The organism is Pseudomonas sp., assembly GCF_049300855.1.
In the GTDB taxonomy this organism is placed as follows: Bacteria; Pseudomonadota; Gammaproteobacteria; order Pseudomonadales; family Pseudomonadaceae; genus Aquipseudomonas.
Genome location: NZ_JBAQKH010000008.1, coordinates 44,850 through 59,460, shown reverse-complemented (window position 1 = coordinate 59,460; position 14,611 = coordinate 44,850). Strand labels below are relative to the sequence as shown.

General features: G+C 61.5%; 13 protein-coding genes. 4 read left to right on the top strand and 9 right to left on the bottom strand.

Features of this window, described 5'->3' with window-relative positions:
- Positions 1-114: 114 nt before the first annotated feature.
- Positions 115-2,112 carry a pilus assembly protein TadG-related protein gene (locus WA225_RS02340; RefSeq protein ID WP_422606717.1) on the top strand — a complete coding sequence of 666 codons (1,998 nt, stop codon included), beginning with the start codon at positions 115-117 and terminating at the stop codon, positions 2,110-2,112.
- Here WA225_RS02340 and WA225_RS02335 read toward each other — a convergent pair.
- Complete coding sequence (locus WA225_RS02335; RefSeq protein ID WP_422606716.1) at positions 2,109-4,862, bottom strand: ATP-binding protein; 2,754 nt, start codon at positions 4,860-4,862, stop codon at positions 2,109-2,111. The genes WA225_RS02340 and WA225_RS02335 overlap by 4 nt on opposite strands.
- Entirely contained in the window at positions 4,859-5,320 is a 462-nt protein-coding gene (locus WA225_RS02330) for a TadE/TadG family type IV pilus assembly protein (protein ID WP_422606715.1), read from the bottom strand. The genes WA225_RS02335 and WA225_RS02330 overlap by 4 nt, the downstream gene beginning before the upstream one ends.
- A gap of 75 nt (positions 5,321-5,395) precedes the next feature.
- Here WA225_RS02330 and WA225_RS02325 point away from each other — a divergent pair, with 75 nt between their 5' ends.
- The 3 genes from WA225_RS02325 (at position 5,396) to WA225_RS02315 (ending at position 7,986) form a co-directional block, all read left to right on the top strand.
- A complete protein-coding gene (locus WA225_RS02325; protein WP_422606714.1) occupies positions 5,396-5,866 on the top strand; it encodes a prepilin peptidase in 471 nt (156 codons plus the stop codon).
- Positions 5,867-5,992: 126 nt separating this feature from the next.
- On the top strand, positions 5,993-6,772 hold the full coding sequence (locus tag WA225_RS02320) for a response regulator transcription factor (RefSeq protein ID WP_422606713.1): 780 nt from the start codon (positions 5,993-5,995) through the stop codon (positions 6,770-6,772).
- 851 nt (positions 6,773-7,623) lie between these two features.
- Entirely contained in the window at positions 7,624-7,986 is a 363-nt protein-coding gene (locus WA225_RS02315; protein WP_422606712.1) for a DUF6124 family protein, read from the top strand.
- A gap of 118 nt (positions 7,987-8,104) precedes the next feature.
- On the opposite strand, the gene WA225_RS02310 is transcribed toward WA225_RS02315, so the two are convergent.
- Genes WA225_RS02310 through WA225_RS02280 form a run of 7 tightly spaced genes read right to left on the bottom strand, consistent with a single transcriptional unit; the run spans position 8,105 to position 14,592 of the window.
- The gene (locus WA225_RS02310) at positions 8,105-8,377 is read right to left on the bottom strand and encodes a DUF3613 domain-containing protein (RefSeq protein ID WP_064117285.1); all 273 of its coding nucleotides are present in this window, start codon (positions 8,375-8,377) and stop codon (positions 8,105-8,107) included.
- A 10-nt stretch (positions 8,378-8,387) separates the two neighbouring features.
- The gene (locus tag WA225_RS02305; RefSeq protein ID WP_422606711.1) at positions 8,388-9,110 is read right to left on the bottom strand and encodes a hypothetical protein; all 723 of its coding nucleotides are present in this window, start codon (positions 9,108-9,110) and stop codon (positions 8,388-8,390) included.
- Positions 9,111-9,133: 23 nt separating this feature from the next.
- Positions 9,134-10,018, bottom strand: coding sequence for a type II secretion system F family protein (locus tag WA225_RS02300; protein WP_422606710.1), 885 nt, complete (start codon positions 10,016-10,018; stop codon positions 9,134-9,136).
- Between the two features lies 1 nt (position 10,019).
- The gene (locus WA225_RS02295; RefSeq protein ID WP_422606709.1) at positions 10,020-10,904 is read right to left on the bottom strand and encodes a type II secretion system F family protein; all 885 of its coding nucleotides are present in this window, start codon (positions 10,902-10,904) and stop codon (positions 10,020-10,022) included.
- A gap of 18 nt (positions 10,905-10,922) precedes the next feature.
- Positions 10,923-12,191 (bottom strand): CpaF family protein, encoded by a 1,269-nt coding sequence (locus tag WA225_RS02290; protein WP_422606708.1) that lies wholly within the window; start codon positions 12,189-12,191, stop codon positions 10,923-10,925.
- On the bottom strand, positions 12,188-13,378 hold the full coding sequence (locus WA225_RS02285; protein WP_422606707.1) for a pilus assembly protein: 1,191 nt from the start codon (positions 13,376-13,378) through the stop codon (positions 12,188-12,190). Before WA225_RS02285 ends, WA225_RS02290 begins: the two co-directional genes overlap by 4 nt.
- Entirely contained in the window at positions 13,375-14,592 is a 1,218-nt protein-coding gene (locus tag WA225_RS02280; protein WP_422606706.1) for a type II and III secretion system protein family protein, read from the bottom strand. Before WA225_RS02280 ends, WA225_RS02285 begins: the two co-directional genes overlap by 4 nt.
- Positions 14,593-14,611 lie beyond the last annotated feature (19 nt).

Genomic DNA, 14,611 nt, shown 5'->3' with positions numbered 1-14,611 from the left:
GACTCCCACGATTGTTTTATGGCGCAGCAAATGGCGCGTTGCCACTAGCGCCGTCTACACTCAAATCCACCAATGGAGGTAGCGCTCGGCAGTGCGCCGGCAAAGGAGTGCGCCATGTCGCCTCGTTCGCAATTCAACGGCCCGACCCGGCAACGCGGGGCGATCGGGTTGATGGCGGCTGCCACCCTCAGTCTGGCGCTGGTGCTGATGTTGCTGGTGGTCGACACCGGTCGGCTGTACCTGGAGCAACGCAAGCTGCAGCGGGTGGTGGACAACGCCGCCCTCGAAGCCGTCAGCCGTGGCGGCACCTGCCTGCCGGGCCTGACCGCCGCCAGTTACGCCGGGCAAAGCGCGGTGCGCAATGGCTACACCGTCGACACCAGTAATACCCTGTCGACCACCTGCGGCACCTTGGTCACGGCAGTCACCGGCATGCGCACCTTCAGCGTCGATGCGACTCAGGCAGCGGCGGTCAAAGTCGCTGCCAGCCGCACGGTGACCACCAGTTTTGCCGGTGGCGTGCAGGCCTTGTTCAGCGCTACGCCGGTCAGTCTCAACACCACGCTGAATGCCTCGGCAGTGGCCGCCAAACCGCAGCCAACCATTGCCCAGCTGAACATTCGCAGCACCTTGGCCAGCATCGATACCGCGCAATCGAACATTCTCAATCCGCTGTTTTCCGGGCTGCTCGGCGGCAACGTCAACCTCACGGCGCTGGGCTGGAACGGCCTGCTCAACACCGATATCAACTTGCTCAAATACCTCGATCAACTGGCGATCAATCTGAATGTCGCGGCGGGCAATTACACCCAGTTGCTCAACACCCAGGCCACCGTGACGCAGTTGATTCAGGCGGCGGCGACAGTGGTGCAACTCAACGGCGCGACCGCGCAAGTGATCACGGCGCTGGGGCAACTGCAGATCGCGGCGATCAATGCGGCGCCGGTCAAATTGGGCGACATTCTGCAATTGCAGACCGGCACCACGGCAGCCGGGCTGGACGCCAATCTGCAACTGTTGCAATTGATTCAGGGCGTGGTGCAACTGGCCAACAGCAAAAGCGCGGTGGCGGCGACGTTGCCGGTGAATGTGCTGGGGCTGGCGAATGTCACGGTGCGGGTGAAAGTGATCGAGCCGCCGCAGTTTTCTGCGATTGGTGATCCGGCGCGGGCCAAGGCGAACCCGTTGGGGCCGGATCGGATTTATGTTCGAACTGCGCAGGTCCGTACGATGATTTCATTGAATCTGCCGGTCCTCAGCGGCGTCACCGGACTGCCCAATGCGGTACTCGGACTGGTCGGTGGATTGACCCCGACGCTCAATGCGCTGCTGAGTCTGGATCTGGTCAGTACGCTCAATTCAGTCCTGTGCCTGTTGGGGGCCGGTTGTGAGCAACTTGATCCACAACTGCTGCCGTCACCGCAAATCGACATCAGTCTGGACGCCGGCGGGGCGAAAAGTTATGTCACCGATTACAGCTGTCCGACGGGCACCACCGGCACCAAGAGCCTGACCGCGCGCACCGTCACGTCGCTTGCCGATCTCAAGCTTGGCAAGATCGACCCGACCAACGCTTTTTCTTCTGCGGCCGAACCCACGGTGGCGCCTTTGGCGTTGATCGATCTGGGCATCGTCACCTGCCACAAGGTCCTCTTGCTTGGCACCTGTGATCCCGCCACTCATGTGCCATACGGCGCGGGCGGCATCGGCATCATGCTCGACACCAGCGTTGCGCAAAACACGCAAGACCTGGTGTTCTCCAGCGGCACGCCGTTCGCTACCCCGGCCAACCTCAAACTGCCGCCGAGCGTGCTGCCGGCGGTGCCGACCAACAACATCGTCGGCAGCTTGTCGAGCACCCTGGCGGGCATCAATCTGATCGTCTACAAACCGTTGGGCAGCAATCCTTTGGGTGCCATCGTCACTGGCGTCGCTTCGTTGATCAGCGATGTCACCAACCGTTTGTTGCCGGTGGTCACCGGCGCGCTCAGCCCCTTGCTCGACCCACTGCTCAACAACCTGCTCAAAGGTCTTGGCATCAACCTGATGGACGTCGACGTCGGTGCCAACATGACCTGCGGGCAAACCGGCAAAGCCTATCTGGTGATCTAGGTGTTCGGCGCAATCGGCAATTCGATGCAGAACCGTGCGCCCTCCGCCGAGTTGCGCACGCTCAACTGGCCGCCCATGTTATCGATGATGCCGTAGCTCACTGACAGCCCCAGCCCGGTGCCGACGCCGATCGGTTTGGTGGTGAAGAACGGCTCGAAAATCCGTTCGAGCAAGCGCGGATCAATGCCGCCACCGTTGTCCTCGACCCACAGACGTACCTTGTGCTCATCGCGCTCGGCGTAAATCGAAATCCATGGCTTGAACGTCGAATCTTTCTCGCGCTTGCCGAGCAATGCATCGCGGGCGTTGACCATCAAGTTGATCAGCACCTGCTCAAGCTGATCGACATAGCCGCGCACCTGGACCTCGAAAGCGGTCTCGCTGATGCGCAGATCCACGCCTTTGCCGCGCATGCCTTCGGCCAGCAGCGACAGTGTGCCTTCGATGGCCGAGGCCGGGTTGAACAGTTGCTGTTCGATTTCCGAACGGCGGCCGAACACGCGCATGTGGTCCACCACTTTTGCGGCGCGATGAACCTGGGCGTCGATGCGGTTGAGTTTGTCGGTCAGGTAATCGATCTGCACATCACCGTTGCCCAAGCGCTTGAGCACGTTGACGATGGCCATGCGCATCACGTTCAGTGGCTGGTTGATCTCGTGCGCCAGGCCCGTGGCCATTTCGCCGAGGGTGGCCATTTTCGCGCTTTGCGTGAGTTGTTGCTGCGAGCGCCGCACCTCGGTGTTGTCGCGGCCCACCGCTTGCACCTCGATCAGTTGCCCGTGTTCATCGAACACCCCGCGATCGGACCAGACCCACCATGCGTGTTCGCGGCCGGGCAATTGCAGACTGATTTCTGCGGTGCTCACCGGCAGCTCCGGTGACAGTAACGCCAGCCGCTCGACAAAAGCGGCGCGCTGTTCATCGGACATCCAGCTGCCCAGATTGACCCCGGGTAACTGCTCCGGTGTGCATTCGAGATAGGTTGCCAGTGGCCGGTTGCCGAAGGTCAGGGTCAAGTCCGGGCGATAACGGCAGATCATCGCCGGCGAGTCCTCCACCAGAATCCGATAACGTTCTTCGCTCTGTTTCACCTGCTCGGCGGCCAGCGTCGCGTCGGTGACGTCCAGCCACAAACCGACAGCCTCGACCGGTAGCCCCAAGTCATTGCGTAACAGTTTGGCCTCGTCGAGCAGCCAGTGATAAGCGCCTTGATGGTCGCGAATCCGATAGCGGGCGCGCACTGCGCCTTCACGTAACAACTGGCGGGTGCGCTCGAAATACAGATCGCGATCCTCGGGATGCAGCTTCTCCAGCAGTGCACCATCGGCGCAGTCGGCCAGGCTCCAGCCCAGCAGCGGTTGCAGGCTGGCACTGAAAAATGCCGGCACCAGCGCGCCTTCCTGGTAGTGCTGGACATAGATGACCGCCGGCGAACTGGCGATCAGGTTGTCGAGACGGGCGTGGGCGGCAGCGGCCTGTTGCTGTTGATTCTGGAAGTTGCTGATATCGAGCATGAAACCGACCAGCCGACGCTGTTCACCGGCACCGATGACTTGCCCTTGCACGCGATACCAGCTCGCGGCCTGCCCGCCGTCGGCACTTTGCCGACGAACGTTGAGGGACAACGCCTCACCGTGTTGTTGCAAGGCCTGCAAACGGCTGCGTAACTCGTCACGGTCGGCGGGGTGGATTTCGCGCAACCAGTCTTCGAGCAACAAACGCGATGACGCCAGCTGCAGTGTGTTAGCGAGTGCGGGCGCCAGTTGAATGTGCACGTCGGCGCCGGGGATTTCCCACCAGCCAGTCCCGAGCAAGGTTTGCAGCGATTCGATGCGCTCCAGTTGCAGGTGATGCTGCTGCTCGCGCAGGCGCCCCAACAGCGGCCCGGCCAGCGCGCCGGTCAAGGCCATCCAGTCGCGATCCTGCAAATAGGGTGCAGCGCTTTCCACCGGGTAAAAGCCGCAGAGCAACCACGCCACCACACCGCGTTCATCGTTATACGGCACGGCGAAACCGTCGGCGTTGCCGAACAGCATCTGCACCCGCGAATGTTCGTCGAGGCCGTGATGCACCGCCACCCGTTGCGGGGCGCCGCCATGCAAACTGTCCAGCGGCGTGCCCAGACGTTGACCGTCATGCCACACGTCGGGCGCGTCGTACGCCCGGTACTGGCGATAGATCTGCCAGCCCTGTTCGTCCTCATCAAGCAACGCCAGTGCCAGGCAGGGGATGTGCCAGCGTTGCGCAATGACCTGCAATTGTTCACTGACAGTCACCGGCAAGCGCGTCAGGCTACAGGCGCGCAGTTGCTCGCTGATTTGCCCGGCAATCAATTGGCAGGCCTCGCGCTGGCGCGACTGTTGGCGTTCGAAGAGCAGGTCGGCAATGTCGACCAACTGCAGCAGCCAGCCGTCCGCCAACGGTTGCACCCAGCCGCGCAGGTGCAGGGTCTGTTCGCCGAGGCCGCGGAAGTCGAGATCGAGCAACAACCCTTGCCACTCCCGGGGTCGGCCTTCGATGACCAGTCGGCTGTGGGGCAGCAGATAGTCTCGCAGCGGCAGGGGCTGATCATGGGGTTTTTGTTGCTGCAGCATATGACGCAGCGGTCCGGCCGTTTGCACCACGCCCGCCATGTCGTTGAGCAGCAGTTGCAGGCCGGTGGTGGGAGAGCCGAGGCGATCAGGCGAGTCGTGGGTGGCGATCGGTGCGCGCTTGAGCAGCCGCCCGAAGAGGTTGTCACCCGCGGTCAAAATTGCAGACTCGATTTGGCGGTGAGATAGGGCGGCAGGTTAGGCACTGTGCCGAATCCCGGCAGCACCAGAAACGGGATGACCTGATTCAGCTTGCTGACCGGGTAGTTCACCGTCACGGTGAGGGTGCCATTGGGGCCGTTGCTGCCGCCGGTGCTGTAGACCGCACTGGTGTCGACCCCGACCACCAGGTTGAAGGGCGCCGTCACCCACTGCAATTGTTGCGTCAGCGCGGCGTTCGCGGTGTTGACCACGACCGTTGCATAGTTGGGCGTTGCCGGGTCGACCGCGACGCTGCGGCGCACCGCTTCGGAGGTGGCTTGGTTGAACGATTGCATCATCACGAAGGGCAAGCTGTAGCTGACCAGACCGTAAAACACGGCGAAAAAAATGATGAAGACCAACGCGAATTCAATCGCCACTGCACCTTTTTGCGACTTGCGAAAGCCGGTTTTCATGAGTGCGTCTACCCTGACAGTCACTGCGTAGTATCAGCATAGAATCATTCAGCAAAAACGGACGGTTTTTACCAGATGCACAGTTTTGTCCTCCTTATCTGGCTGCTGTTATGCGCGGCGCAAGACGCCAGCCAGCGACGTATCTCCAATAGTCTGACCCTCGGCGCGGCGGCAGTGGCGCTGGCCTATCTGCTGTGGAGCGGCAGCACCTGGCTGGGCGCCGAAGCCGGGCAGGGCGGTTGGGCCTGTCTGATCGCGTTGGCGTTGACGCTGCCCGGGTTTTTCATGGGCCGCATGGGGGCCGGCGATGTGAAATTAATGACAGCTCTGGGCCTTGCGACGGACGGTCTGTTCATCCTTGGCGTGTTTATCGGCGCCGGCGTCGCCAGCCTGGTCTGGATGCTGCTGGCGCCAAGAGTCTGGCTCCATATGAGTCAAGGGCTTAGACAACGTCTGCGATATCTGGGGCCAGATAAGTCAAAAAAGCTGCCATTTGCACCGTTCGTGTTGATTGGCGCCGGGCTTGTCTTGCTTTGGATCCATTAGTCGCCCGGCGCCACTAGTTCTATGTACATAGTCGGAAAGTGCGTCTACTTTCAAAGGAACTGGTTATACAGCCAAAGGCTGGCAGTACAGGAATGGTCAGCTTTGGCCTGGGACATGGAGTGGCACGTGAACAAGCTTACGTCTGCGGTAAAAGTCCTCGTGGTCGACGATCAGCCATTGATTGTGGAGGAGTTGTGCGAGTTTCTTGAAAGTAACGGTTACCGCTGTGTGCCGTGTGAATCCAGTGCGCAGGCGATCGAGCGTTTCAGCGAAGACGCGGAGATTGGTCTGGTGCTGAGTGATCTGCACATGCCGGACATGGATGGCATTCAGTTGATCCAGGCGTTGCAGCGGCTGGCGGGCAAGCATCGGGCGTTCGAGGCGATCATGCTCACCGGGCGTGCTGACAAGCAGGATGTGATCAAGGCGTTGCGCGCCGGGATTGCCGATTATTATCAGAAGCCGATTGATCTGGATGAGTTGCTCGAGGGTTTGCAGCGTCAGGAGGTGGCGTTGCAGGAGCGGCAGAAGAATCTGCAGTTGGGGCATTTGAATCAGAAGCTGCAGTATTTGTCCGAGTCGATTGATGACCTGTATCAGGATCTGGACAAGGTGCGGCGCAATCCGGCTTCGGCGCGAGATGTGGCGCAAGCGGGGGAGGCCGAGGCGCTGGAGATGCCGGCGATTTTCAATCAGTTGTCGCCACGGCAGCTGGATGTGGCGCGGTTGGTGGGCAAGGGGCAGACCAATTATCAGATTGCCTGTGAGTTGGGGATTACCGAGAACACGGTGAAGCTTTATGTTTCGCAGGTATTGCGGTTGACGCATATGCATAATCGGACGCAGTTGGCTTTGGCGCTTTCGCCGAGTGCTTCGGCTGCGCGGCAGCGGGTTACGGCGCATTGAGACTGGTTTTTGGGTGAATATCCGTTGCTGCGGGTGGTGCTGATTAGGGTTCCGCCCTTACGGCGGGTCACTTTTTCCAGACGCCGAAAAAGTAACCAAAAAGGCTTTGCCCTGACGTTCGGCCCCTCGCTGAGGCTCGGGGTTCCTTCGCTCCGGGATTGATCCGGGGGCATCGCCTCCGGTTTGCTTCGCTGCACCTCCTCTCGATGTGTTTGGCTGCGCCAAACGGTCGCTGCGCTCCCACCCCCGGATCAATCCCTGCGCTCAGCCTGCCGACGGGCTCCAGGATCAAAAGCAGGCGAGCTGACACTCGGCCTATTGAGTGGTGAAGAGCATGGGGTTTGGCGTTTGATTTGCGTTGGAGCGGCCCCTCACCCCAGCCCTCTCCCGAGGGAGAGGGGGCCGATTGGTGTGCTTTTCAAAGCCTGAGTTCAACGCGGTATCGCACGTCGATGTAGCTCTCCCAGACAACGCGGTCAGTCCCCTCTCCCTCTGGGAGAGGGCTAGGGTGAGGGTTGGCTTTTGGCTGTTTAAATGTGTGCCAGACAACCAGAACCTTCCCACAAGGTTTTCAGGTTGTCCGTCGGACGTACGCTCTCTAGTCTTTGACCGTCGCTGAACACTCAGCGATCGGGTGTGAGAACCCGGCAACTTATGGTCATCCAGCATCTGTGCACGCATAATCGCCGCCAGCTTTCCGCTGTCTGCAATGCGTCATGGCGGCTGTGTGCGGGCAGGCTTCGGTCTGGCCGGGTGTCCATAACCGGTATTCTCACCCCGCATATAGCTGCCACCTTTTGCCCCGTGAGAATGGCAGCAGGTGTCGGCCGAGACTTTGGAGAGTTGTTGCAATGGACAAACTGATTCCCGACCCACCTCAAGCCCCCACCACCCCCCTCGACGAAGCCATCCGCGCCGACGACCTCGCTAAAAACCGCGAAGCCATCAAACGCGCTCTCGATTTCTATCTCTGCCCCGAACCTGAAAAACCCCGCCAACCCAGCACGATGTTCCTCATCCATCCGAAAATCGACACCGAAAGCTTGCTCGCTCACGCCTGTGAATCCCTGGCCTCAGCCAACACCCTTGCCGGTAATTTTGCTGATCAGCTCGGCCGGCCCGAGCGCAATACGGCGCTGGCGATTCAGCAGATCATCATGCTGGCTGAACTGGCAGTAAACCGGGCACTGGATCGGGTCGATCCGCAGACCTGATCCGGCAGGCACACCGCGTCATCGTTCATCGCGAGCAGGCTCGCTCCCACATTTTGAAATGCAATCCACCTGTGGGAGCGAGCCTGCTCGCGAAAGCGCTCGCAAGGTCACCACATCACTAATTCTTGGTCTCGATCTTCCCACCCGCATCCGGGTCATAAAAATCCGGAATTTCATATTTGTATTTCTTCAGCCAGCGCTGCATCGCCAAGTCCCGTTCGGTCGCGGTCGCCGTTTGCGGTTTGGGCGAGGCGGCTTTGTTGCGGCTTTGCAGGACCAGCCAGCCTTCGGTTTCCTGTTGTTGCGCCGAGGCGGGGCCGGCGTCGATGGCGGCGGCGCTCAGGGGCAGGCTGAGCAAGGTCAGGTAGCACAGGCCTTTGAAGGGGGTCATGGCTGTCTCCTTATTTGATCGATGACGGCAGCGGGTCGGCGACGGCTGCGACTTGATTGCCGGTGGCGGGTTTGGCCTTGACCGGTGCCTTGAGTTTTTCTGCGCGCTCCTGAGCTTCGGTGAATTGTGCCGGGGTCAGTTTGGCGCGGCTGACGATTTCCGCGGCTTGTGGCCAGTCGTTCTGGTACAGCAGCAGGGTGACCATGTTCAGGGTCGCCAGTTGGTTGTTCTGCTTGAGTTCGATGGCGGTGAGGAATTCGAAGCGCGCGTCGTTCAAGCGCAGTTGGTTGAGGTAGACCACGCCGAGGTCGTTGCGGATGTTTTCGTCGGTGGGCGCCAGGCGGGCGGCGCGTTGCAGATGGGCCTGGGCCTGACCGTTGTCGCCGCGGGCGGCGTAGAGTTGGCCGAGGCCGTGTTCGGCTTCTGCGCTCAGGCAACCGCCGAGCAGGCCGCGGTACAGCGGCTCGGCTTCGCTGCGGCCGAGCAGGCGATAGACCTTGGCTTTGCGCAGGCGCACTTCGCTGATGTTGTCCGGCAGGCTTTGCAGGTTGGCCAGGCTGGCGTGCAGTTTGCCGTCGTTGGCCAGGTCGTCCGCGAGGTTCAGGGCCAGTTCCTGCTCCTGGGTCATTTTGCTGCAACTGCTCGGTGCCAGCAGCGCCGTCCACGGCGCCTGGCCGTCGGTGGCACAACCGCCGAGCAGCAACAGACTTGCCATGACTATCAGTACTTTCATCAAACGCTCTCCATGAGCCAAGGTCAGTTTGCAAACGCCCGGGCAATGGCGGTGAAGCCCGGGCCGGCGAGGACGATCAGCAGTGCCGGAAACAGAAACAGCATCATCACCACCGACATCTTTGCGGACATTTTCGAGATGTATTCCTGCAGGCGCGTCAGGCGGCGGTCATCCAACAATTGCTTGAGCGCCAACAGCGATTTCATCGCGCCGCCGCCCTGTTGAATCAGTTGCTGGAGGATCACGCAGGTATCGCTGAATTCATCGACGGCGAGCATCACCGCGGCTTTGTTCAACTCCTGGCCGAGTTCCAGGCCCGAGTCCACGCGGCTTAGGATCAGGCGCAGTTCACTGGTCAGTTCCGGCAGCAGTTTTTGCGCTTCGGTGCTGAGGACGCGCAACGCCTGTTCGACCGCCATGCCGGATTCGAAAAGGATGCGCAGCAGCGGGATGAACGTCGAGATTTCCACCGCGATGGTTTTCTGCCGACGTGTCGCGGCGTAGGCCAGGACGCGCTTGGGCAGCAGATAACCGGCACCGGTGGCGAGCATCGGCACCAGCCAGCGGTGTTCTGCCTGGGGGAAAAACACCTCTTGCAGAAAGATCGCCAGCCCCAGGGTCAGCAGTGGCGTACCGATCTGGCAGGCGGCGAACAGCGCGCGTTCATTGGCGCGGCGCCAGCCGATGCGATTGAGCAGGGTCTGGGTTTCGCTGTCGATGCTCACTGAGCGCTGGCCGAACTTGCTGCTGCCCAGTGCGCGCAGCCAGCTGCCAAAGCGGTTCTCGCGCACCAACTGCCCTTGCAAACGCTGATTGACCTGACGCACCCGACGCCGTTCGGTGAACAAGTGATTGACCACCAGCAACAGGGCACCGAGCAGCAACATCAGGGCGGCGAGATAGACCATGTCAGACGCTCCGCAACATGCGCCACAGCGCCAGGCTGCCGACCACTTGCAACACGGCGGCGCTGATCAGCATGTGCTGGCCGCTCGCGTCGTTCCACATGCCAAGCATGTAGCCGGGGTTGGTCAGCATGAAGTAACTCACCAGCAGCAGCGGCAGCGCGCCGAGCACCCACGCAGTCATGCGGGTTTCGCCAGTGAGGGCGCGCAGTTGCCGCGCGCCCTGGTCGCGTTCGCGGATCAGTTTGATCAGGTTTTCCAGCAGCTCGCTGGCGTTGCCGCCGTAGCGATGGTTGACCTTCAGGCCAAGGGCGAACATGCGCAGTTCGTCCTGTTCATAGAGTTCGGCAAAGTCACTGACGGCGTCCGGCAGATTGACCCCCAGTTGCACGTTGCGCTGGACCCGGCCCATGGCTTTTTTCAGCGGGTCTTCACTGGCGTCGATGCCGCCCATCACCGCATCGCTCAACGTGCGCCCGGACTTCAGGCTGCGCACGGTGTGATCGAGCAGCTGTGGCAGTTGCTCGATCATGCGCTTGATCCGGCGCTGGTAGAGGAAGGCGATGTACAGCCGCAGCACCAGCGGTGGCACGACGATCATCAGCAGCAGGCCGATCCACCCGGCCAGTAGATAGCCGAGCCCCATCGCAACGGCCCACAGGCTCAGCCACACGCCGAAATGTTCGCTGGGACGGCCGAGCCCGGCGCGCAGAAACATCCGTTCCAGCCCCACCCATACCGGTTTTTCAGCGGCCAGTTGCGGCTGACCGGCGGCGAGGCGGTTGAGGACTTTTTCCGTCGCGGTTTTGTGCAGGCCGTGCAGAAACAGGCGGATCGACAGCCCGAGCAGTATCAGGCAAATGGCGATGAGAATGAGCGGTCCCAACATACAGCGTGCTCCTTGCCGTCAGCTCAGGTGGGCCTCGTGGCGCAACTTGTCGCCGGCCGGGTTGACCGCTTCGCGCAGGAAGCCGAAACCTGTGCGGCGGTCGAGGCGGAACAGGGTGTTGGTGACGTAGACGTCTTCGCGGATGCCGACCACTTCCACTACCTCGCTGACACAGCGGCGCCCGTCGGGCATGCGCGTCAGCTGGATGATCACGTCGAGGGCGGCGCAGATCATCTGGCGCAGGGTGCGTTCGGCGATGGAACGCCCGGTCAGCCCCACCAATGTCTCCAGGCGCAGCAACGCATCTTGCGCATTGTTGGCGTGCACGGTGCTCATCGATCCGTCGTGGCCGGTGTTCATCGCGGTGAGTACATCGACCACTTCGACGCCACGGATTTCACCGAGGATGATGCGGTCCGGTCGCATGCGCAGGGCGTTGCGGATCAGGTCGCTGGCCTTCACTTCGCCGTGGCCCTCGGCATTCGGCGGACGGGTTTCCAGACGCACCACGTGCGGATGGCCCAGTTGCAGCTCGGCGACGTCTTCGATGGTCACCAGGCGTTCGTGCGGGTTGATCAACTGGCTGAGGATGTTCAGCAGCGTGGTTTTGCCGGTGCCGGTGCCGCCGCTGATCAAAATATTGCAGCGCTTGCCTACCGCCTCCTGGAAGAAATCGAAGATCGCCATGTCGATGGTTTGCATGGCCATCAAGTCGCTGCTTTTAAGCATGTCCTTGCGAAATTTGCGAATCGACAGGCACGGGCCGTCGAGGGCAATCGGCGGAATGATTGCGTTGACTCGACTGCCGTCCGGTAGACGTGCGTCGACCATCGGCGAGGACTCGTCGAGCCGTCGCCCGAGTGGCGCGAGGATGCGCTGCATCACACGCTCCACGTGGTGTGCGTCGATAAAACGCAGGTCACTCTGGTGCAGCACGCCGTCACGTTCGATGAATACCCGGTGCGGGCCGTTGACCAGAATCTCGGTCACCGACTGATCGCGCAGCAACACTTCCAGGGGGCCGAAACCGGTGAGTTCGTCGACGATCTCTTCGGCCAGTCGTTCCATCTCATAGCGCGAGATCGCCAGGTGCAGACGGGCGATGTACTCGGCGACTTTGTCGGTGACGAATTGCGCCAGTTGTTGGCGCGAACCTTCCAGCAGGTTTTTTCCCGACTCTTCTATCGCGTCGATGATGTAGCGGTGCAGGACCAGTTTCAGGCCTTCGTGGTCGGTGTTGCCGACGCCACTGCGGGGCGGCGCACCGAAGAGTTTTTCTGCGCTCATGAGGTGCCTCGCAAGCGGTCGAACCAGGTGACTTTCGGTTTCGCCAGCCCTTCGGAGCGTTTCGCCAGCCGCTCGCCGAGGGCGCGCAGGCTCTGCGTGAGTTTTTCGCGCGGGGCCAGCTCGAACAGGCTGACGCCCTGGTTTTTCGCGTTGAGGCGCACTTCCGGGGTGAGTGCCAGCGTGGCGATGACTTCGAGGTTGAAGGTCTTGCCGAGGATTTCCGCGTTCGGGGCGACGTTGCTCAAATAGCGGTCGATCAGCAGTCGGCCGTGGTCGAGCTTCATGCCTTTTTCGCGCCACAGATTGAGCACGGCGAGGTTGCGTCGGCAGTTGAGGACGTTCTGATCGGTGTACCACAGCAGCTTGTCGCAATGGCTGACGAAGGTGCGCAAGGCTTCGCTGTCGGTCTGCCCGGTGAGGTTCACGACAATGTGCTGGAAATGTTGGCGCAGCGCACTGAGCAGCATGTACAACTCGGCGGCGCTGGTGCTTTCCAGCGGTTCATCGTTGCTCGCGTAGGCAAGAATCCGCAGCCCGGCGTCGGCGCTGGTGAAGGCACTGTCGATCAGTGTCGCGTCGAGCCTTCGCAAGTGGCGCAGGGCATCGCCGAAGTGGAACGAACTCTCCAGCCCGAGCAGCGCGAGGCTGTCACCACGGGGCAGGCCGAGGTCGAGCAGCAATGTTTGCTGACCGCTCTTTTGCACCACCATGGCCATGTGGTTGGCGAGCAAGGCACCGTCGGAACTGCTCTGCACCCCGTACATCACCGTCAACCCACCCAGTTGCGTGTTGGGGGCCACGGCCGGCAGCCGTTTGCTCAGGCGCCGCACCAGCCCGGCGACCTCACTGGAACGTGAGCCATAAGCGACGAAATCCCGCGCGCCGGCGCGCATCGCATTGAGCACCAGTTGATTGTCCATGCCATCGCCGAGGGCAACGATCGCCAGCATCGGCTTGGCTTCCAGTGCGCCTTCGATCAGGGCGCTCTGCGCCACCACGTGTTCGCGATCGAGGCCGACGAAGACCAGATTGGCGAACGTTACATCGACCAATGCCAGCAACTCGTCGAGGCTGCCTGCGCCGGCGCTGACCACTTGGCCGAGCGGCGCGAGGGCGCTTTGCAGCCATTCCAGATCGGTGCTGTTGCGGGTGATGGCGAGGAACGTCTGGCTCAGGCTCTGACTCATTGGGATAACCCACTGCGCTTGTCGAAGTTACCGTTTTCGAGGAAAAACATGCGGTAGAAATTCGGGTCGTAGTTGCGCAGTTTTTCTCCCGGCAACGACGGCAGTTGCGCATCCGCAGCCAGCGGCTGCACCAGGTGCGGAGTGACGATCATCAGCAGTTCACGCTCTTCGCGCTTGATCTGCGAACCCTTGAAAAAGGCGCCGAGGACCGGGATGTCACCGAGGCCGGGAAACTTGTTCACTTGCGAACTGTTGGTGGTGCTGATCAAGCCACTGATGACGAAGCTTTCGCCATCGCCCAGCGACACGCTGGTGTCGGTGCGGCGAATGGTCAGGGCGGGCACGGTGGTGCCGGCAATCTGCACGGCGTTGCTGAAGTCCAGTTCGCTGACTTCCGGGGCGACCTTCAGCGCGATGCGATCGCGGCCGATGATGGTCGGCGTCAGGGTCAGGCGAATGCCGAATTCCTTGTACTCGATCGAGACGTTGTCGCTACCGGAACTAGGCACCGGAATCGGAATTTCACCGCCGGCGAGAAAGCTTGCGCTCTGGCCGTTCAGCGCCACCAGGCTCGGCCGCGCGAGGGTGTAGGCGAAGCCGCTGGTTTCCAGCGCGTTGATGATCGCCATGGTCTTGCCGCCGATCCACGAGAAGTTGAACAGCGAGTTGTCCACCGGCAGGCGTGGCTGCGGCACACCGTCAATCGGCGGCAGGGTACCGGGCGAACCGAACAGAAAGTTGCCACGCGTGCCGATCAGCGAGGCGGTGGCTTCCTTGAGTTTGGTGCGGCTGACTTCAACGAATCGAATGTCGGTCTGCACTTGCGAGGGCAGGTTTGGATCATCCGAGGGCAGGGCGCTGGTCATCGCTGCGGTGGCCGCGCCCTGCACGAACACCATGCTCTGGCGCGGCTCGCTGGAGCACGATGTCCAGACCATCAGGCTGGTCGCGCCGGGCGCGACGCCGGTGAGCAAAAAGGACGAACTGCCGTTGGCGTGTACGTCGGCGATTTTCGGATCGCCAATCGCCAGGCGCGTGATCGCCACCGGCGACTGCACATCCTGCTGGAAGCCTTCGCCAATTTCGATCACCGGTGGCATGCGCCCCAATGCCGAACAATTGCCGACCGCCGCGAATGCGGCGTCCATCGACAGGCCCATCAGCAACAGGGCGCGCAGCATCGGTTTGAATGTCGGCCTGAAACGACTCTGCATGCCCTTGGATCCTTGCTCA

Excerpts from the sequence above, each read along its gene's own strand:
- WA225_RS02300 (WP_422606710.1), bottom strand. The coding sequence starts at position 10,018 with ATGGTCTATCTCGCCGCCCTGATGTTGCTGCTCGGTGCCCTGTTGCTG.
- WA225_RS02330 (WP_422606715.1), bottom strand. The coding sequence starts at position 5,320 with ATGAAAACCGGCTTTCGCAAGTCGCAAAAAGGTGCAGTGGCGATTGAA.
- WA225_RS02310 (WP_064117285.1), bottom strand. The coding sequence starts at position 8,377 with ATGACCCCCTTCAAAGGCCTGTGCTACCTGACCTTGCTCAGCCTGCCC.
- WA225_RS02290 (WP_422606708.1), bottom strand. The coding sequence starts at position 12,191 with ATGAGCGCAGAAAAACTCTTCGGTGCGCCGCCCCGCAGTGGCGTCGGC.
- WA225_RS02325 (WP_422606714.1), top strand. The coding sequence starts at position 5,396 with ATGCACAGTTTTGTCCTCCTTATCTGGCTGCTGTTATGCGCGGCGCAA.
- WA225_RS02340 (WP_422606717.1), top strand. The coding sequence starts at position 115 with ATGTCGCCTCGTTCGCAATTCAACGGCCCGACCCGGCAACGCGGGGCG.
- WA225_RS02295 (WP_422606709.1), bottom strand. The coding sequence starts at position 10,904 with ATGTTGGGACCGCTCATTCTCATCGCCATTTGCCTGATACTGCTCGGG.
- WA225_RS02305 (WP_422606711.1), bottom strand. The coding sequence starts at position 9,110 with ATGAAAGTACTGATAGTCATGGCAAGTCTGTTGCTGCTCGGCGGTTGT.
- WA225_RS02280 (WP_422606706.1), bottom strand. The coding sequence starts at position 14,592 with ATGCAGAGTCGTTTCAGGCCGACATTCAAACCGATGCTGCGCGCCCTG.
- WA225_RS02315 (WP_422606712.1), top strand. The coding sequence starts at position 7,624 with ATGGACAAACTGATTCCCGACCCACCTCAAGCCCCCACCACCCCCCTC.
- WA225_RS02285 (WP_422606707.1), bottom strand. The coding sequence starts at position 13,378 with ATGAGTCAGAGCCTGAGCCAGACGTTCCTCGCCATCACCCGCAACAGC.